At 62.1% G+C, this 18,836-nt stretch carries 17 protein-coding genes; 14 read left to right on the forward strand and 3 right to left on the reverse strand.

Features of this window, described 5'->3' with window-relative positions:
- The 9 genes from ACVHNU_RS08510 to ACVHNU_RS08550 all read left to right on the forward strand — a co-directional run bounded on the left by ACVHNU_RS08510 (position 1) and on the right by ACVHNU_RS08550 (position 11,543).
- Positions 1-810 carry a MetQ/NlpA family ABC transporter substrate-binding protein gene (locus ACVHNU_RS08510; RefSeq protein ID WP_473019447.1) on the forward strand — a complete coding sequence of 270 codons (810 nt, stop codon included), beginning with the start codon at positions 1-3 and terminating at the stop codon, positions 808-810.
- On the forward strand, positions 807-1,607 hold the full coding sequence (locus ACVHNU_RS08515) for a methionine ABC transporter ATP-binding protein (protein WP_473019448.1): 801 nt from the start codon (positions 807-809) through the stop codon (positions 1,605-1,607). Before ACVHNU_RS08510 ends, ACVHNU_RS08515 begins: the two co-directional genes overlap by 4 nt.
- Positions 1,604-2,275, forward strand: coding sequence for a methionine ABC transporter permease (locus tag ACVHNU_RS08520; RefSeq protein WP_003224244.1), 672 nt, complete (start codon positions 1,604-1,606; stop codon positions 2,273-2,275). The genes ACVHNU_RS08515 and ACVHNU_RS08520 overlap by 4 nt, the downstream gene beginning before the upstream one ends.
- A gap of 8 nt (positions 2,276-2,283) precedes the next feature.
- Positions 2,284-3,834, forward strand: a complete 1,551-nt coding sequence (locus ACVHNU_RS08525; protein WP_473019449.1) for a sugar ABC transporter ATP-binding protein — start codon at positions 2,284-2,286, stop codon at positions 3,832-3,834.
- Positions 3,827-4,852: an ABC transporter permease gene (locus ACVHNU_RS08530; protein ID WP_473019450.1), complete on the forward strand. Its 1,026-nt coding sequence runs from the start codon at positions 3,827-3,829 to the stop codon at positions 4,850-4,852. Before ACVHNU_RS08525 ends, ACVHNU_RS08530 begins: the two co-directional genes overlap by 8 nt.
- A 31-nt stretch (positions 4,853-4,883) precedes the next feature.
- Positions 4,884-5,939: a substrate-binding domain-containing protein gene (locus tag ACVHNU_RS08535; RefSeq protein ID WP_473019451.1), complete on the forward strand. Its 1,056-nt coding sequence runs from the start codon at positions 4,884-4,886 to the stop codon at positions 5,937-5,939.
- 68 nt (positions 5,940-6,007) lie between these two features.
- On the forward strand, positions 6,008-6,673 hold the full coding sequence (locus ACVHNU_RS08540) for a sulfite oxidase-like oxidoreductase (RefSeq protein ID WP_473019452.1): 666 nt from the start codon (positions 6,008-6,010) through the stop codon (positions 6,671-6,673).
- 1,076 nt (positions 6,674-7,749) lie between these two features.
- Positions 7,750-10,137, forward strand: a complete 2,388-nt coding sequence (locus tag ACVHNU_RS08545) for a TonB-dependent receptor plug domain-containing protein (RefSeq protein ID WP_201137877.1) — start codon at positions 7,750-7,752, stop codon at positions 10,135-10,137.
- Positions 10,138-10,178: 41 nt separating this feature from the next.
- Positions 10,179-11,543: an APC family permease gene (locus tag ACVHNU_RS08550; protein WP_473019453.1), complete on the forward strand. Its 1,365-nt coding sequence runs from the start codon at positions 10,179-10,181 to the stop codon at positions 11,541-11,543.
- On the opposite strand, the gene ACVHNU_RS08555 is transcribed toward ACVHNU_RS08550, so the two are convergent.
- Together ACVHNU_RS08555 and ACVHNU_RS08560 are read right to left on the reverse strand one after the other, a co-directional pair.
- On the reverse strand, positions 11,540-12,001 hold the full coding sequence (locus ACVHNU_RS08555) for a DUF3574 domain-containing protein (RefSeq protein ID WP_064587263.1): 462 nt from the start codon (positions 11,999-12,001) through the stop codon (positions 11,540-11,542). The two genes, ACVHNU_RS08550 and ACVHNU_RS08555, sit on opposite strands and share 4 nt — an antisense overlap.
- A gap of 469 nt (positions 12,002-12,470) precedes the next feature.
- Positions 12,471-13,382, reverse strand: a complete 912-nt coding sequence (locus ACVHNU_RS08560) for a cupin domain-containing protein (RefSeq protein ID WP_473019454.1) — start codon at positions 13,380-13,382, stop codon at positions 12,471-12,473.
- Between the two features lie 103 nt (positions 13,383-13,485).
- On the opposite strand from ACVHNU_RS08560, the gene ACVHNU_RS08565 reads away from it, so the two are divergent.
- The 5 genes from ACVHNU_RS08565 to ACVHNU_RS08585 all read left to right on the forward strand — a co-directional run bounded on the left by ACVHNU_RS08565 (position 13,486) and on the right by ACVHNU_RS08585 (position 17,936).
- Entirely contained in the window at positions 13,486-14,031 is a 546-nt protein-coding gene (locus ACVHNU_RS08565) for a carboxymuconolactone decarboxylase family protein (protein WP_115990042.1), read from the forward strand.
- Positions 14,032-14,097: 66 nt separating this feature from the next.
- A complete protein-coding gene (locus tag ACVHNU_RS08570; protein WP_473019455.1) occupies positions 14,098-15,168 on the forward strand; it encodes an acyl-CoA dehydrogenase family protein in 1,071 nt (356 codons plus the stop codon).
- The gene (locus ACVHNU_RS08575; RefSeq protein ID WP_473019456.1) at positions 15,165-16,007 is read left to right on the forward strand and encodes an ABC transporter ATP-binding protein; all 843 of its coding nucleotides are present in this window, start codon (positions 15,165-15,167) and stop codon (positions 16,005-16,007) included. The genes ACVHNU_RS08570 and ACVHNU_RS08575 overlap by 4 nt, the downstream gene beginning before the upstream one ends.
- Positions 15,973-17,172 (forward strand): ABC transporter substrate-binding protein, encoded by a 1,200-nt coding sequence (locus tag ACVHNU_RS08580; RefSeq protein WP_473019457.1) that lies wholly within the window; start codon positions 15,973-15,975, stop codon positions 17,170-17,172. Before ACVHNU_RS08575 ends, ACVHNU_RS08580 begins: the two co-directional genes overlap by 35 nt.
- Complete coding sequence (locus ACVHNU_RS08585; RefSeq protein ID WP_003224271.1) at positions 17,172-17,936, forward strand: ABC transporter permease; 765 nt, start codon at positions 17,172-17,174, stop codon at positions 17,934-17,936. Before ACVHNU_RS08580 ends, ACVHNU_RS08585 begins: the two co-directional genes overlap by 1 nt.
- Here the strand turns inward: ACVHNU_RS08585 and ACVHNU_RS08590 are convergent.
- Positions 17,910-18,815, reverse strand: a complete 906-nt coding sequence (locus ACVHNU_RS08590) for a LysR family transcriptional regulator (RefSeq protein WP_262143204.1) — start codon at positions 18,813-18,815, stop codon at positions 17,910-17,912. The two genes, ACVHNU_RS08585 and ACVHNU_RS08590, sit on opposite strands and share 27 nt — an antisense overlap.
- Between the last annotated feature and the right edge of the window lie 21 nt (positions 18,816-18,836).

An 18,836-nucleotide genomic window follows, 5' to 3' on the forward strand; every position in this document is an offset into this window, starting at 1 on the left:
ATGTTGAAAAAAGCAGGTTTGACCCTGGCCGTGCTCGGCGCGCTGGTGACTTCGTTCGGCGCTCGGGCACTGGAGCCGTTGCGGGTGGCCGCCGACCCGGTGCCGCACGCGCAGATTCTCGCGTACATCCAGACAATCGATCCGCAACTCAACCTCAAGGTCATCGAGATTCCCAACGGCGTGAACTCCAACGAGCTGTTGGTGCATGGCGATGTCGATGCCAATTACTTCCAGCATCTGCCGTATCTGAAATCCCAGGAGCAAGCGCTGGGGCAGAAACTCGCGGTGGCCGCCACGGTGCATATCGAGCCGCTGGGCATCTATTCGCGCCGGCACAAAAGCTTCGCCGACGTGCCGGAAAAAGGCACCGTGGCGGTTCCCAACAACGTCACCAACCTGAGCCGTGCGCTGTACCTGTTACAGGACAACGGGTTGATCAAACTCAAGCCCGGTTTCAACGATCCGGCAGCCGATCAGGCCACGCCCAAGGACATCGCCGAGAACCCGAAACAGCTGAAGATCCTCGAAATCGAATCGCCGCAAATCCCTCGGGCGCTGGACGATGTCGACCTTGCGGTGATCAACGGCAACTACGCACTGGAAGCCGGACTGGTGCCGGCCCAGGATGCGCTGGGGCTGGAGAAGGCCGAGCACAATCCGTACGCCAACATTCTGGTGACCACGCCGAAACTGCAGAACGATCCGCGCATCGCGCAACTGGCCAAGGACCTGACCTCGCCGCAAGTGGCGAAATACATCACCGATAACTTCAAGGGTTCGGTGATCCCTGTGGTGGATGCCAAGCCATGATCGTCGTCGAGCAGGTCAGCAAGACCTACCCGTCAGCCGCCGCGCCGGCACTGGATCAGGTGTCGCTGAGCATTCCCGATGGTGCGATCTACGGCATCCTCGGGCGAAGCGGGGCAGGCAAGTCGACCCTGTTGCGCTGTCTCAATCTGCTTGAACGCCCGGACAGCGGGCGAATCCTGATCGACGGCGTGGACCTGTTGACGCTGTCAGCCAGCGACCTGCGCCGCCAGCGTCAGCGCATCGGCATGATCTTCCAGGGTTTCAATCTGCTGCACTCGCGCACCGTGTTCGACAACATCGCCGTGCCGCTGGAAATCGCCAACGTCGGCAAACCGTGGCGCCATGTGCGGGTGCGCGAGTTGCTGGAACTGGTCGGCTTGACTGACAAGGCGCAAGCCTTTCCCTCGCAGTTGTCCGGTGGGCAAAAACAACGGGTCGGGATTGCCCGCGCCCTGGCTGCCGAGCCGGCGTATCTGCTGTCGGACGAAGCCACCAGCGCGCTGGATCCGGAAACCACCGCGTCGATTCTTGACCTGCTGCGCGATATCAATCGGCAACTGGGCGTGACCATCGTGCTGATCACCCATGAGCTGGAGGTGGTCAAGTCGATCTGCGATCACACGGCGTGCATGGCTGACGGGCGTCTGGTCGAGTCCGGCCCGGTGCCGCGCTTGCTCGCCGATCCGCAATCGAGTCTCGGTACTTCGTTGCGTCCGACCTGCGGCCTGCCGCTGGGCCACGACATTCCCGGTCTCAGCTTCCTCAAGCAATACGGCGTACGGGCGGCGCAGCCATGAACCGCAGCATCGACTGGAATGAAATCCTGCAACTGGTGTTCAACGCCACCGGCGAAACCCTGTACATGATCTTGCTCGCAGGGCTGTTCACGCTGCTGATCGGTTTGCCGCTCGGGGTGTTGCTGTTTGTCAGTCGCCGCAACGGACTGTGGCCGCTGCCACGCCTCAATGCCGCGCTGGGTTCGCTGGTCAATCTTGGGCGCTCGCTGCCCTTTGTGGTGATGTTGATTGCCCTGATTCCGCTGACGCGTCTGCTGGTCGGCACCACCCTCGGCAGCACCGCGGCGGTGGTGCCGATCACCATTGGCGCGTTTCCGTTTTTTGCGCGGATCGTCGAGAACGCGCTGGATGAGGTCGACAAGGGCCGGATCGAAGCGATCCTCGCCATGGGCGGCGACATCCGTCATGTGATTTTCAAAGTGCTGTTGCCCGAAGCGCTGCCCGCGTTACTGGCGGGGATCACTCTGACGCTGGTGATGCTGATCGGTTTTTCTTCCATGGCCGGGGTGATTGGCGGTGGCGGCCTCGGTGATCTGGCGATCCGTTACGGCTATCAGCGTTTCAACAATGAAGTGATGGTCGCCACCGTGGTGGTGCTGGTCATTCTGGTGCAGGGCGTGCAGAGCCTGGGCGACCGGCTGGTACGTTCGCTGGCCCATCGACGTTAAGGAATTTTATGAGTGTCGTCGTGGCCCGCGCGCCGCTGATTCAGGTGCGTGAACTAAGCAAAACTTTTGGCTCGAACCGCGCACTGGATCGCGTCAGCCTGCAGATTCATCCCGCCGAAGTGGTGGCGTTGCTCGGTGCCAACGGTGCCGGCAAATCAACGCTGGTGAAGATTCTCGCCGGCAGCCAGCGCGCCGATGGCGGCGAGATTTACATCGACGGGCAGCCCCGGCAATTCAGCTCGCCGCTGTCGGCACGTCGGGTCGGGATTGTCGCGGTGCATCAGCAGATCAACGAGGGCATTGCGCCCGGTTTGAGCGTGGCGGAAAACCTGCTGCTCGATGAGTTGTGCAAGCCTGACGCGGACTTCTGGCTCAATCGCAAACGCTTGCTGGAACGCGCCGCGAGCATCGCCGCCGGGCTGGGTCTGGTGTTGCCGCTGGAGCAGCCGATTGAACACCTGGGCCAGGCCGAACGGCAGTTGGTGGTGCTGGCGCGGGCCTTTGCCTTGCAGCCGCGTTTGCTGATTCTCGATGAGCCGACCGCAGCCTTGTCGGACGCCGAGGCGCAACGGCTGTTCGGTCTGATCGACACCCTGCGCAGCCGTGGCGTGGCGATTGTTTACATCTCCCATCGCTTGTCCGACCTGCAACGGGTGGCGGATCGCGCCATTGTCCTGCGCGATGGGCGACTGGCCGGAGAATTCAGCGCACGGCAGTTGCCCGAGGCGGTGCAGGCGATGCTCGGGCAGGCGCTGGACGGGCATGTCTACACGCCCGGCAGCGTGGGCCGAAAAGTCCTTGGTGTGCGCGGTTTGCAGATTTTGCCGCGCTCCAGGCGTTTCGATTTCGACCTGCACCAAGGCGAAGTGGTGGTGCTGACCGGGCTGCTCGGCGCCGGCAAAAGCGAGATCGCCGAAGTGCTGTTCGGCTTGCGCAAAGCCGTGGCCGGCAGCCTGCAACTCGATGGCGTGGAATGGCTGCCGGGTTCGCCAAGAGCGGCGATTCGCAGCGGAGTGTTTCTCGCAGCGGAGGATCGCGCCAGTCAATCGTTGGTGCCCGACTTTTCCCTGCGCCGCACCCTGACGCTGCCGTTTCTGGAGCGCTTCACCCGTGCCGGTTTCATTCGCAACCGCGCCGAAGCCGCAGCGGTCGAGGCGCAAGTCGCGGCACTGGGGATCAAGACCGCCGGCATCGAGGTGCCGATGAGCGCGCTGTCCGGCGGCAATCAACAGAAAGTTGTGCTGGGTCGCTGGCTGCTCGGAGACGGGCGGGTGTTGATCCTCGACGAGCCGTTTCAGGGCGTCGACGTGCGCGCCCGCCGCGAGATCGGCCAACTGCTGCGCGACAGTGCCGGCGGCCGCGCGACCCTGGTGATTTGCGCCGATGTCGATGAAGCCCTGGAAATCGCCGACCGGATTCTATTGGTGCGCGATAACGCGGTAGTCGCCGAATACCCGCGCGCCGGCCTTGAACGCGCGACCCTGGTCGCCGCGCTGGCCGGCAGCGACGCTAGCGAAAATCCCTTTCACGCCACGCCAAGGAGCAGAGCGAGTGCCTGATTCGAGTTCATTGTTGTCTGCCGCTACGGCACCCACCGAGCGCCTGCTGCAAGCGCTGATCCGCTACGGCCTGTTGTGGTTGCTGGCGCTGATCGTGGTGTTTTTCAGTGTCGCGGAGCCGACGTTTTTGCGCGTCGGCAATCTGTTCAGCATCTTGCAGTCGGTGTCGATCGTCGCGCTGCTGGCCCTTGGTGTGACGCTGACCATGGCCGTCGGCGGACTTGATCTGTCGATTGGGGCGGTGGCAGCGATGAGCCTGATGATCGCCAGTTACGTGATGGTGGTGCTCGGCTGGGGCGCGGTGCCGGCGGTGCTGATCAGTCTGGCCGGTGGCGCACTGGTCGGGCTGCTCAATGGCTGGCTGATCGTCAAGCTGCGGGTGCCGGACATTCTCGCAACGCTGGGCAGCATGTTTCTGGTGATCGGCGTGCAACTGATTCCCACGGGCGGACGCTCGATTGCAGTGGGCATGACCTTGCCCAGTGGCGTGGAAACCGAAGGCACGTTCAGTGTGGCGTTTCTCGCTCTCGGCCGCGGACGCTTGTGGGACGTGGTGCCGGTGCCGGTGTTGATCACTGCGCTGGTGGCGCTGGCGGTGTGGCTGTTTCTTGAGCGCACGCGCATCGGCCGATTGTTTTATGCGATTGGCGGCAACGAGCAGGCGGCACGATTGGCGGGGGCGCCAGTGCAACGCTTCAAGCTGCTCGCTTACGTGCTCTCGGCATTGCTCGCCTCGCTCGGCGGGTTGCTGTTGGCGGCGCGCCTGGGTCGGGGTGATGTCAGCTCCGGCAACGGTCTGGTGCTCGACGCCCTCGGTGCGGCGCTGATCGGTTTTGCCGTGCTCGGCGCGAAGAAGCCCAATGCGTTCGGCACGTTGGTCGGCGCACTGTTGGTGGCGTCGCTGCTCAATGGCCTGACCATGCTCAACGCGCCGTACTACGCGCAGGATTTCGTCAAGGGACTGGTGCTGGTGCTGGCCCTGATGTTCACCTTCGGCCTCGCGCATCGGGCGCGCTGAGCCGGTTCATTTGTCGCTGCAAGGAAGATGTATGCACGGTTCAATCAAGCAGTTCGCACGCCATTGCCTCGCCGGCGCGGTGCTCTCGGCATTGGCGTTGAGTGCTCAGGCCAAGGCATTGCCGGGTGCTCCGGCGCCGTTCGACAAGGGCCAGGTGCAGATCGCGCTGGTCGGTTATCTGTTTTCCGGGGACTTTCCCGAGGCGTATCTGCGCGGCGTGGAGAAACAGACCGAGGCGCTGGGGGCCAATCTGCGGGTGTTCGATGCGCGGCAGCAGGCGGCGAGTCAGGGCGAGATGATCGATCAGGCGATCGACCTCGGGGTCGACGGGATCATCGTGCAACTGGGCCTGGCGGAAACCCTCAAGGGACCGATTGACCGGGCGATCGCCAAAGGCATCAAGGTGGTGGCGTTCGACGTCGATCTGAACAGCCCGCAAGTGACCCAGGTCGAGCAGGATCACCATGCACTGGCGCGACTGGCGCTGGATCAGGCGGTGAAGGACAACGGCACGCGGTTCGATGCCGGTTACGTGTACATCAGCGGCTTCACGCCGATGGAGCGTCGCGACGAGATCTGGAGTCAGGTGAAAAAGGCCAATCCGGGCATCATCGAGAAGGCGCGGTTCGGCACGCTCAACCCGCCGATTGCCAACTCGGTGGCGGATCAGGCCAGCGCGGTATTGCGGGCCAATCCGGATATCAGCGTGATCTTCGCGCCGTTCGACGAGTTCGCCAAAGGCGCGAAAATCGCCGTCGACGAGGCCGGGCTGGGGCGCAAGGTGAAGATCTACAGCGCCGACATTTCCACCGCCGACATTCAGATCATGAAAGAACCGGACAGCGCCTGGGCGGCGACCGCCGCGGTCAATCCGCAAGTGGCGGGGGCGATCAGCGTGCGCAGTCTGGCGATGTTGATTGCCGGCGAAAATCCTGGGCATCAAGTGCTGGTGCCACCGACCCTGATCACCCGTCAGCAGTTGCTCGATCTGGACGTGAAAAACGTCCGCGACCTGGCGGAGAAACTCCCGGCGTTCGGTGATACCGCCAACGTGGCGCGGGCCGAGTGGATTCCTGTGGCGAACTGAATGCAGCGGTTATCACCGGGTGATGCGCTGTATGCGCGGCAGGCATCCTGACGCGCTTGGGAGTGAATATGCACAACAAAGCCATGCGCTTGCGCAACAGCCGCGCACCCAAGGCTGATCCGGCGCTCGGTCAACGCTTGCCGCCGGGGCAGGTGTTGACGGAGCGCTTCCCGATCCTCCACGAAGGCACGGTGCCGGAGTATGAATTGGCAACCTGGTCACTGCGCCTGTTCGGCAAGGTCGGGCGTGTCGTCGAGTTGAGTTTTGCTGACCTGCAAAGGTTGCCGCAGCGCGAGCTGCAATGTGACATTCATTGCGTGACACGCTGGTCGAAGTTCGACACGCAGTGGAGCGGGGTGCATCTGCAGGATCTGCTGAGCGAGTTCGGGATCCAGCCCGCTTCACGTTTTGTCATGGCCCACGCCGATCACGATTACCAGACCAACCTGTCACTCGACGACCTGCTGCACCCGGACAGCCTGCTGGCCACCCATTACGCCGGCCAACCCTTGACCGCCCGGCACGGCTGGCCACTGCGGCTGGTGGTCGCCGGGCGCTACTTCTGGAAAAGCGCCAAATGGCTGCGCGGTCTGGAGTTTGTCGACGAAGAACAACCCGGCTTCTGGGAGCGCAACGGCTTTCACCTGCACGCCGACCCGTTTGCGGAACAACGCTTCAGTGCGCAGGCCTTGGACATTGCCGCGGATGCCTGGCTGGAAAAGGAATTCGACTGAGGTTTTGCGCTTGTCTGCAGTCAACATCTCGGGGGACTGGACTGGCCCCTTCGCGAGCAAGCCCGCTCCCACATTGGATCTGCGGTGGATGAAAGCAATGTGTTCACCCCGATCAACCTGTAGGAGTGAGCCTGCTCGCGATGGGGCCCGAACATTCAACTGCTTCGGTGGCTGATATACCGCTATCGCGAGCAGGCTCACTCCTACATTGGATCTGTGGTGGATGAGAAGTCAGTGTTCACCCCGATCAACCTGTAGGAGTGAGCCTGCTCGCGATGGGGCCCGAACATTCAACTGCTTCGGTGGCTGATACACCGCTATCGCGAGCAGGCTCACTCCTACATTGGAACTGTGGTGGATGAGATGTCAGCGTTTACCCCGATCAACCTGTAGGAGTAAGCCTGCTCGCGATGGGGCCCGAACATTCAGCTGCTTTGGTGGCTTATAGACCGCTATCGCGAGCAGGCTCACTCCTACATTGGAACTGTGGTGGATGAGATGTCAGCGTTTACCCCGATCAACCTGTAGGAGTGAGCCTGCTCGCGATGGGGGCCGAACATTCAACTGCTTCGGTGGCTGATATACCGCTATCGCGAGCAGGCTCACTCCTACATTGGATCTGTGGTGGATGAGAAGTCAGTGTTCACCCAGTCAAACCTGTGGGAGCGGGCTTGCTCGCGAAGGGGCCAGCCCAGTCGATATTTTCGGCGACTGAACGATAGTTTTCGCGAGCAAGCCCGCTCCCACAAGGTGCAACATTCATGCTTGAGTTAGTTGCTGCTTAGTTGAGCTACTGTTGTTCTGGCAACACTTGTGTTGGACTAAATACAGTTATTCAGCCCGATCTAACCTAAGTGTTATTGGTTCTTTTACGGCAAGCCTCAGCCCGTCTAGCATCGATGTTCAAGGGGAAACAACTAACTTTGGGGATTCTGCGCTTAACCAATTCAATACGTTTAACCAGCCTTCACCGCCTTCCTGATTTCTAAAACTACAGCAGACATTGCCGTGCATTGATTGCCGAACCCTTATTGTCGGCAACGGCCGGGTATTAGCTGCGATAAAGGAGCTGTCACATGTATCACCGTTCCCGTTCATTACTGGCCATCGCGGTTGTCGGTGCGATCTGGCAAGTTCCGGCGCAAGCCGAAGACACTTCCACCCGCGTTGACGATGACACACGGTTGGGTACCGTGCTGGTCACCGGCACCCGTGGCACTGCTCGCACGGTGCTGGATTCTCCGGTGCCGGTTGACGTGTTGACCGCCGCCGACCTCAAGTCCACCGGCGCGGCCGACGGTGAGTTGGGCCAGGCGCTGCAAACCTTGCTGCCATCGTTCAGCATGCCGCGTCAGTCCAACTCCGGTGGCGCTGACCATGTGCGCGCCGCACAGTTGCGCGGCATGAGTCCGGACCAGGTGCTGGTGCTGGTCAACGGCAAGCGCCGTCATACTTCGGCAGTGGTCAACGACTCGTCGAAAATCGGTCGCGGCACGGCACCGGTGGACTTCAACTCGATCCCCATCAGCGCGATCAAACGCATCGAAGTGCTGCGCGATGGCGCCGGCGCGCAGTACGGTTCCGATGCGATTGCCGGGGTGATCAACATCATTCTCGACGACGCGCCCGAGGGCGGCGAAGTGTCCACCAGCTACGGCGCGTTTCACACCCATCAGGACGCCATCGGCAGAACCACCACCGACGGCCAGAACAGCGTGACCACGGCCAAGATCGGCACGCGGCTGGGCGAAGAGGGTGGGTTCATTCGTGGCGGCACCGAGTACAAAAATCGCAACCCGACCAACCGCGCCGGTTTCGATGGCTTTGCCGATACCCCCGACCAGCGCAATTACGTGATGGGCGACGGCCTGGCGCGGGACGTCAACCTGTGGTTCAACAGCGAGCTGCCGCTGGCCGGCGGCAAAGCCTACAGTTTCGGCACTTACAACCAGCGCCACACCACTGGCGCCGAATTCTATCGCTACCCCTACGAGCAGCCGCAGTTCTATCCCAACGGCTACCTGCCGCAGTCGCTGGGCGACAACAAGGACGTTTCCGCCACCGCCGGTTTCAAAGGCATGATCGGCGAAGACTGGGACTTCGACAGCAGCGTTACCCATGGCCGTAACCGCTTCGACGGATCCACCCGCCGCACCCTCAACGTCAGCCTCGGCGAGGACTCGCCGACCAAGTTCGACACCGGCGATTACGAGCTGCGCCAGACCACCACCAACCTCGATTTCAGCCGCGAGCTGCGCTTGGGCGGACGCTCGTTCGTGCTGGCGCTGGGCGGCGAATATCGCTACGAAAACTACCTGACCTACGCGGGTGACGAGGCCTCTTACATTGGCTCCGGCGCTGATGGTGCCAACGGTCTGCGCCCCAGCGAAGAGTCGGACCTGGACCGCAACGTGTTCGCGACTTACGCCGAGTTGTCGGGCGATCTCACCGACCGCTTCTTCGTCGACGCCGCCACCCGCTGGGAACATTACGATGATGCCGGCAGCAAACTCACCGGCAAGCTCAGCGGTCGCTACAAACTGACCGAGCAGTGGGCATTGCGCGGTGCGGTGTCGAACAACTTCCGCGCGCCGTCGCTGGCGCAGAGCGGTTTCCAGAACACCACCAGCAACTTCGGCGAAGGCGGCACGCTCACCGATATTCGCGTGCTCTCGGTGAACGACCCGATCGCGCGTGCGCTGGGTGCGCAAAAGCTCGATCCGGAAACCTCGAAGAACTTCAGCCTCGGCCTGACCTTCCAGCTCAACGAACGCTTCGATGCCTCGCTCGATGTGTTCCGCATCGACGTCAAGGACCGCATCACCCTGTCGCAGCGCATCGGCAGCGACGCCATGGAGCAATACATCAACGACAACTTTGGCGTGGCCGGAGTGCATGATGTGAACTTCTTCACCAACGCCGCCGACACCAGCACCCACGGCGCCGAACTGGTGCTCAACTATCACCAGCCACTGTATGAAGGAACGTTGGGCCTCACCACCGCCTACACCTACAACCACACCAAAGTCACCAGCACCAAAGGCACGCCCTCGCAACTGACGGCGCTGGGTATCGGCAACGATGCACTGGTCGGCGTTGAAGAAACCAACACCCTGACCGACGCCGCACCCAAGGATCGTTTCGTGTTTTCCGCCAACTGGGCCAGCGAACACTGGGGGCTGCTCGGGCGTCTGACTCGTCAGGGCGAGACCACTCGGGTATTCGATTTCGGCGACTCGCAACCGGAGCAGACCTACGGCGCGGTGTGGCAACTGGACGCCGAGGTGACCTACAAATTCACCCCGAAATTCAGCGTCGCCCTGGGCGGCAACAACCTTACCGACAATTACCCGGAACGCTCCGGCTCGGCGATCAACTACGGTGGCAACCTGCCGTATGACGTGCTGTCGCCGATCGGCACCAACGGCGCGTACTACTACGCCAGCGCCACCTACGGCTTCTGAGCCGATCCGCCACGGATGGCGGACTTTTTGCGGAACTCTCCATGAATCACTCCAACGGCCCCAAGCGCCATCTGCCGGTGCTGCAGGCGTTGCTGATCACACTGGGCATGGTGATCACCACCGACATCCTGAAAACCGCGCCGACCGTGGCGCTGAACGTCGGGCCGGAATATTTCTATTGGGTCTGGGTGCTCGGCGGTCTCGCGTCGATGAGCGGGGCCTTGTGTTTCGCCGAAATGGCCAGCGCATTTCCGCACCCGGGCGGCGACTATCACTTTCTGCGCACGGCCTATGGCGAGCGCATGGGGTTCCTGTTTGCCTGGTCGCGCTTCTCGGTGATGCATACCGGCTGGATCGCCTTGTCGGCGTTCATGTTTGCCGATTACGTCAATGCCGTGGTACCGCTCGGTCGATACGGCTCGGGGCTGTTTGCCGGCGGGGTGATCGCCGCGCTGGTGCTGCTCAATCTCACCGGCAAGCACATCGGTTTCATCACCCAGACCTTATTGGTGGGTTTGCTGGCGCTGGGCTTTCTGAGCATCGCCAGCGCCGGTGTGTGGCTGGCGTGGCAGGGGATTGAAGCATCGTCCCCGAGCGTTTCGGTCACCCCGGAAAACACCGGTATGGCCGGATTTTCCGCAGCGATGATTTTCGTGTTTCTGGCGTTCGGCGGCTGGAGCGATGCGGCGACTTTATCGGCGGAAGTGCGCGATGGTCGACGTGGAATCTTCATCGCCATGCTCGGTGCGCTGACGGTGCTGATGGCGATTTATCTGGCGCTGAACTGGGCGTTTGTGCGAGGCCTGGGATTCGACGGACTGGCGGCGAGCAACGCACCGGCGGTGGAGCTGTTGAACTGTGCATTCGGTGCGCCGGGGGTGCTGCTGATTCTGCTGATGGTCGGCATCGCGGCCATCGCCACCATCAACTCGACCTTGCTGGTCGGCGCGCGCACCACCTACGCCGCGGCCCGCGATGTGCCGCAGTTACGTCGTTTCGGCGAGTGGGACGAGCGCGACGGCGTGCCGCGCAAGGCCTTGCTGGCGGAGGGCGCGGTGGCATTGTTGCTGGTGCTGTTCGGCAGTTTCACCCAGAGCGGCTTCAACACCATGGTCGAGTACCTGACCCCGGTGTACTGGCTGTTTCTGAGCTTCAGCAGCCTGGCGTTGATCATCCTGCGCCGGCGCTTTCCCAAGGTGCCGCGGCCGGTCAGGGTGCCGTTGTATCCGCTGTTGCCGCTGCTGTTTTTCGGTCTGTGCCTGTACATGCTCTATTCGAGCGTGACGGTGGTGGGGTGGGGCGCGTTTTTGGGGATTGGTGTGTTGCTGGTCGGCGCGCTGCTGCTGGCGGGATCGAGCCGCCTGGCGTCGACGCCTCGGCAAGCTCTCGGACAGATGAACGATTAGAACGATACGTCGGCCGGTTGCGACAGACGCAGCACCGACAGATCCCCGGTAATGCGTTTGTACGCCAGACGAATCGCCTCGATGTTGCCGGCGTTCTGCGGATTGTTCTCGTGCAGGATCACGATCACCTTGGTGCTCAGCCGCTCAGGCTCTTTCGCCCCATGATCACGCCACTGCCCATAGGCATCGAACACGGTGAAACCGTCGGGAAACCGCGACGTCACTTCCTTGTCGAGAAACTCGCGCCAGCGCGCCGGGCTGACCGCGCCTTCCTTGCCATCCACGGTGCCCACCGAGAAGTACAGCTCGGTGCGGATCCACTGTGCCTGCGCCGGACGCGTGGCATCACCTTGCAGGGTCGAACTGGCGGGGTCTTTGGTATGCACCGAAACAGCAGGAGGACTGGCGCACCCGGCGACAGCGACAAACAGTGCAGCCAGTAACAGGCGTCTTTGCATGGAACATCCCTTTTTATGAGTTAAGTGCAGACGCGCAATTATAAGGGGCGGATTTAATAGCGATAAAAGATTAAAAAGTGGTTTTCTGGTTGATTAATCGAATAAGAAACGAACGGCCCAGGATGCTGAATGTACCTACGCCTTCGCGGGCAAGCCCGCTCCCACAGGTTTTGTGGCGTGCACCAATCCCGTGATCGACACATCTCCCCTGTGGGAGCGGGCTTGCCCGCGAAAGCGCCGATTCAGTCAACAAAGATGTTGGATGTACCAACGCCATCGCTGGCAAGCCAGCTCCCACAGGTTTTGCGGTGTACACAGATCCGTTGATCGACACAATCCACTGTGGGAGCGGGCTTGCTCGCGAAAGCGCTAGTTCAGTCAATAAAGATGTTGGATGTACCGCCGCTTTCGCGAGCAAGCCCGCTCCCACAGATTCTCTGTGCTTTCCAGTAGCGACGGCACGCGTAGCTCAGCGCCCTTCATGCTGCTTGCGATAAGCCCCCGGTTGCACCCCCACCGACTTGGCAAACGCCCGTGTAAACGCGGCGATCGACTGATAGCCCACCGCCGCGCACACCTGTTCCACCGTGTGATTGGCCCGCAGCAACTGGCAGGCATGCCGAATGCGCAACGCCAGCAGCACTTGCCCCGGCGACTGCCCGGCCAGCTCATTGAAGCGTTTGAAAAACGCCGAGCGCGACAGGCCGATACTCGCCGCCATGCTCTCCAGCGACCACGGCAATTGCGGTTGTTCGATCAACAGATCCAGCAACGGCGCGAACTGCGGATTGCGCGCCAATGCCACCAGGCCGCCGAGGCTCTGGTTGTCGGTCATCTGCTGGCGCAACACGTACAAAAACAGCAGATGACTCAAGCGTTCGAGCAGCGCCGAGGAGGGCGCTGGCAGGCGTTCGCACTCTTGCAGGATCAACTCGAACAAGGCTCGCGCCGCGCTCGAAGAAGGATCGCCCGCGCGCAGGATGATCCAGTCCGGCAAGCCTTCGATGATCAACGATGACAATCCCGACTTGAAATGAAAGAACCCGCAAACCAGCCCGACACCGTCCTGCGCCTGGCTGTCGAGCGCGGTCATGGCCATGCGCGGCAGCGTCTGGGCGATCCTCGCCTCTTCGGCGCTGGAGAGGCGGTAATTCAGATCCCGCAGCAGGAACACTGCATCCCCGGTGTTCAGCGGAATTGGCTGCTCCCGCCCGTCAATGTGCAGCCAGCAACGCCCCTGCACGATCAAGTGGAAACTTGCGCGCGCCAGCCCTTGGGTGCTGGCGTGCCAACCACCGCAATAGCGGCCGACGTGAAACAGACTGGCGTCGAGTTCGAGGCTTTCTAATAACCAATCAACCAGTGGGCTGGACGAAATCATCTAATGGAAACACTCAGGAGCAAGTAATCGCTACTTTAGAATATGGATCGAAATTTTTATAACCAACAGACTGGCCGGACACTCAACAGCAGGAGTCCACTCCATGTCGCGCCTTACTCTACACACCGTGCAAAGCGCTCCCGAAGCCGCCAGACCGTTTCTGGAAAATGCGCAGAAAAACTCCGGATTCATTCCGAACCTGCTGGCCGTGCTGGCCAATGCCCCGGCCGCGCTGGAAACCTACGTTACGGTATCGGCGCTCAATGGCAAGTCCGAACTCAGCCTCGCCGAGCGCGAAGTGGTGCAACTGATTGCGGCGACCAACCATGGTTGCGATTTCTGTGTCGCAGGTCATACCGCCGTCGCGCTGAATAAGGCAAAACTGCCGCCGGAAGTGGTCAGTGCGCTGCGTGAAAAAGCCACTGTCCCCGTGGAAAAACTGGAAACCCTGGCCGCGTTTGCCCGCGAAGTGATTGCCACACGGGGCAAGGTCAGCGATCAGACCTTCAACCAATTCAAGGCTGCCGGCTACACCGAAGGCAATGCGCTGGAAGTGATTCTCGGCATCAGCCTGGCGACCCTGTGCAACTTCGCCAACGTATTCGCCGACACGCCGCTCAACCCCGAGCTGGCCCCGTATCGCGCGTAATCGGCCAGCGGTTCCGGCAGCGTCGTCTATGGTTGATGCGGCTGCGTAAAAAGGAGAAAAAACGACATGCTCAATCCGGCATTGATTCAATGGCTGGAACACAACGCCCAGGCACTGGATGCGGGCGACGGCGATCCGCAGCAGGTGCTGACGCAATTGGCGCAGGCTCAGGTGCTGCGCGTCGGCATCAACCCGGTGCTGGGCGGCTGCGGTGGTCACGTCAGTGATGCCGTGGAAACCCTGGCCTCTGTCGCCAGCCATTCACTGGCGGCGGCGTTTGTGTTCTGGGGCCAACGAGCCTTTATCGAATACCTGCTGCACAGTCCCAACGCTGCGCTGAGGGAAAAACTGCTGCCGTCGCTGCTCAGTGGAGAGCTGGCCGGCGCCACCGGTTTGTCCAACGCGATGAAGTACCTGTCCGGCATTGAGGCATTGCAAGTGCGCGCCGCCCACACCGCAGAAGGCTGGACCTTGAACGGGCGCCTGCACTGGGTCACCAATCTGCGCAAAAGCGGTTTTGTGGTGGCGGCGGCGATCGAGCACGAGGAGGGCGGTTCGCCGTTCGTGCTGGCGATTGCGGATGACGCTGCTGGTGTGCAACGTTCCGCCGACCTGCAACTGATGGGGCTGCAATCGAGTAACACGGCTGCGATCGATTTCGCGCAAGTGGCGGTCGGACGCGAATGGTTGCTGCATGAAGATGCACGCAAGTTTCTACCGGCGGTACGCCCGGCGTTTCTTGGTCTGCAATGCGGTATGGCGATCGGTCTGGCGCGACGGGCACTGGCCGAGGTCGAAGGACATTTGCAGGACGGGCGCTCGATCCTGCTGGAGCCGTTGCAGGAACAACGCGAGCAACTGGCGCAGACCGTCGACGCGCTCAAGCAGGGCCTGCACGACGGACGTTTCCTGACCCAGCCGGGCGCGTTGTTCCAGATCCGTATCGCGCTGGCCGAATCCGCCGCCAACGCCGTGCAACTGGAACTGCAATCCAGCGGCGGCAAAGCCTATCTGACCGAGCACGGCAGCGGTTTCGCCCGGCGCTGGCGCGAGTCGGCGTTCGTGCCGATTGTCACCCCAAGCCTGGTGCAGCTGCGCGCCGAATTGCAGCGGCAGAAACGGGAAGCGACGGCATGACTGCGCCGTTGCTGGAGGCGCACGGCATCAGCCTCGGCTACCCGCGAGAGCAGGGCTGGCACACCGTGCTGGAGCACTTCGACCTGCAATTGCAGCCCGGTGAAGTGGTGACCATTCTCGGCCCCAGCGGTGTCGGCAAATCCAGTCTGCTGCGAGTGCTGGCGGGTTTGCAGGCGCCGCAACAGGGGCGGGTGAGCCTGCTTGGCGAGGCACTGACCGGCGCACATCCAAGGGTGGCGGTGGCGTTTCAGGATCCGAGCCTGTTGCCGTGGCTGACCCTGGAAAAGAACGTCGCCTTCGGCCTCGACTTCGCCCGCCAGCCGCACCTGACGGCCGAGCAGCGCAAGGCGCGGATCGACCACGCCATCGCTGCGGTCGGCCTAGAACATGCACGTCAGCAGCACCCGGCGCAGTTGTCCGGCGGCATGGCCCAGCGCACTGCTTTGGCGCGGTGTCTGGCACGCCAACCGCAGGTGCTGTTGCTCGATGAACCGTTCGGCGCGCTGGATGAAATCACCCGCGCCGACATGCAGCAGTTGCTCCTGCAACTGATTGCCGAGCACCACACCGCAGCGGTGTTGATCACCCACGACATCGATGAAGCCCTGCTGCTTTCCGAGCGGATTCTGCTACTGGGTAACAGCCCGGCGCACATCCTCGGCGAGTGGCGCATCGACCTGCCTCAGCCGCGTGCCGAGCTGGTTGAGGAACTGGGCGCGCTGCGCATCGACATCCTCAAAACCCTTCGGCGGGCAAGCCGCAACCCCCTCACTCAACCTGTGCCCGCTACGTCGGAGATTGACCATGTGCCTGGACGACTTCACTCACACACGTCGTGACTTCCTCAAACTCAGCGCGCTGCTGACTGCCGGCGGTGCTTTGCCGCTGCTCAACAGCCTCAGCGCGCGCGCCGCTGCCGAGCCGAACGCGCCAGTGCGCATCGGTTATCTGCCGATCACCGACGCCACGCCGTTGCTGGTTGCACACAACAATGGCCTGTTCGAAGCCGAAGGGATTCAGGCTGAACGCCCGGTGCTGCTGCGCAGTTGGGCGCAGGTGATCGAGGCGTTCATTTCTGGACAGGTCAACGTGATTCACCTGCTGTCGCCGATGACCGTGTGGGCGCGCTACGGCAGCAAGGTGCCGGCCAAGGTCGTGGCATGGAACCACGTCGGCGGCTCGGGTCTGACCGTGGCGCCGGGCATCACCGAGGTCAAGCAACTGGGCGGGCAATCGGTGGCGATTCCGTTCTGGTATTCGATCCATAACGTGGTGGTGCAACAGCTGTTCCGCGACCACGGACTGGTGCCGGTGAGCAAGTCGGCGAGCGCCGCGCTGGCGCCGAACGAAGTCAATCTGCTGGTGCTGCCGCCTTCGGATATGCCGCCAGCCCTGGCGAGCAAACGCATCGCCGGCTACATCGTCGCCGAGCCGTTCAATGCGCTGGCCGAGGAGCTCAAGGTCGGCCGGGTGCAGCGCTTTACCGGCGACGTCTGGCGCAATCACGCCTGCTGCGTGGTGTTCATGCATGAGCAGGATCTGAACAACCGTCCCGAGTGGTCGCAGAAAGTGGTCAACGCGATCGTCAAGGCGCAGGTCTGGACCCGCGACAACCGCGCCGAGGCAGCGAAACTGCTGTCCAAGGATGGCGCCAATCGCTACACGCCGCACGCGCAACCGGTGCTCGACCGGGTGCTGTCGCCGGCCACCAGCGACCGCGAGCAATACCTGGCCAGCGGCGCGATCCAGCACAGCCAGTGGGACGAACAGCGCATCGACTTTCAGCCGTATCCATTTCCCAGCTACACCGAGGAGCTGGTCAAGCGCCTGAAGGACACCTTGATCGAAGGCGACAAGGGTTTCCTCGCCGGCCTCGATCCGCAGCAAACCGCTAAAGATCTGGTGGACGACCGCTTTGTGCGCAACGCCATTGCGGCGGTGGGCGGCATGCAGACCTTCGGCCTGCCGGAAAGCTTCGAACGCGGCGAGGAGTTCAGCCTCTGATGCGTCAACGATCTTCATCGACCGTGCACGGTTTGTTGGGCGTAGCAGGGCTGTTGTGCCTGTTGCTGCTGTGGTGGCTGGGCGTGCATCTGCTTGGTGGCAACGACAGCCTGGCGCTGCGCTTTTCACCCGAGGCGACGCTGGCCAGCCTCGGCGAACTGCTGCTGCGCCCGGAGCTGTACGAGCATGTGCTGGTCAGCCTGAAACGGATTGTGGTCGGCCTGTTGCTGGCGCTGCTGATCGGCGTGCCACTGGGCTTGATGATCGGCAGCTACCGGCATCTGGAGGCGGCGACCACGCCGGCGTTTCAGTTTCTGCGAATGATCTCACCGTTGTCGTGGATGCCGGTGGTGGTGATGCTGCTGGGCGTCGGTGATCAGCCGATCTACTTCCTGCTGACCTTCGCCGCCGTGTGGCCGATCCTGCTCAACACCGTGGCCGGCGTGCGCCAGCTCGACCCGCGCTGGCTGCAACTCAGTCGCAGCCTCAGTGCCACTCGTTGGGAAACCCTGCGCAAAGTGATCCTGCCCGGCGTACTCGGCCATGTGCTGACCGGGGTGCGGCTGTCGATCGGCATTCTGTGGATCGTGCTGGTGCCGTGCGAAATGCTCGGCGTCAGCGCCGGGCTGGGCTACTTCATTCTCGATACGCGAGATCGACTGGCGTATTCGGAGTTGATGGCGATGGTGCTGCTGATTGGCGTGCTGGGCTTTGCGCTGGATGCGTTTGCGCGGTGGCTACATCGGCGCTGGGCGCCGGCCTGAGGCGCTGAATGCAGCGAGCAAATAGTCACGCACGTAAAGCAGGCTCGGGCTTTTCATCACGCTTTTGCTCCACACCAGATAGAGCACATTGACCGGTGCCTCGCTGGGCGGTGTCGGTGAAATCAGCCGACCGTCAGCGATGGCGTCGGCGCACTGGTAGTCTGGCAGCACGCTCCAGCCGTGGCCGCCGAGCACCAGCTCCTTGATGATCCGCAGGTCGGGAATCGTCAGCGCCGCTTGCAGTTGCGGAGCGACCTGAAACATTGAAGTCCACAGTGGCCGAACCAGCGCCAGATCCTCATCGAAAGCGATCAGCGGGACTTGCTTGAGTTGTGCTTTATTCGGGTCTTTGCCGAGGCGATCCAGGAGGCTCGGTGCATACACCAGCAACAGGCGTTCGGTGAGCAAATGGGCGTAACCGTGGGATTGTTCGTTGGGCATGGAGGCCGTGATCGCGAAGTCGGTCTGCTTCGCTTCGAGCATCTCGTAAATGCGCTTTTTGGCACCGGTGTGAAAACGCAGGGTGAAGCCTTCGTCCATCAGCGGTGCGAGGCGAGCGGCGACTAACGCATGGAGGAAGTCGGAGGGGCCGACCAGATGCACTGTGCCGCCCTTGATCAGGCCCGGACGCAGCGACGCGATCTTGTTTTCCAGCCCATCGAGAAACGGTGCCACCGAACGCGCCAGTTCATCCGCCGCTTCGGTGGGTTCCACCCCCCGAGGCAAACGCTGAAACAGCGGTTTGCCGACCAGCGCCTCCAGCGCCTGCACATGCATCGACGCCGCCGGTTGGGTGATGCCCAAATGGTCCGCCGCCCTGGAGAACGACTTGGTGCGGTACGCTTCGAGGAATGTGCGCAGGTGGGTGAGGTGGCTCATGGTGCTTCGGCGCCCGTGAAA

The sequence above is a fragment of the Pseudomonas sp. Ors-4-3C genome, from assembly GCF_055755035.1.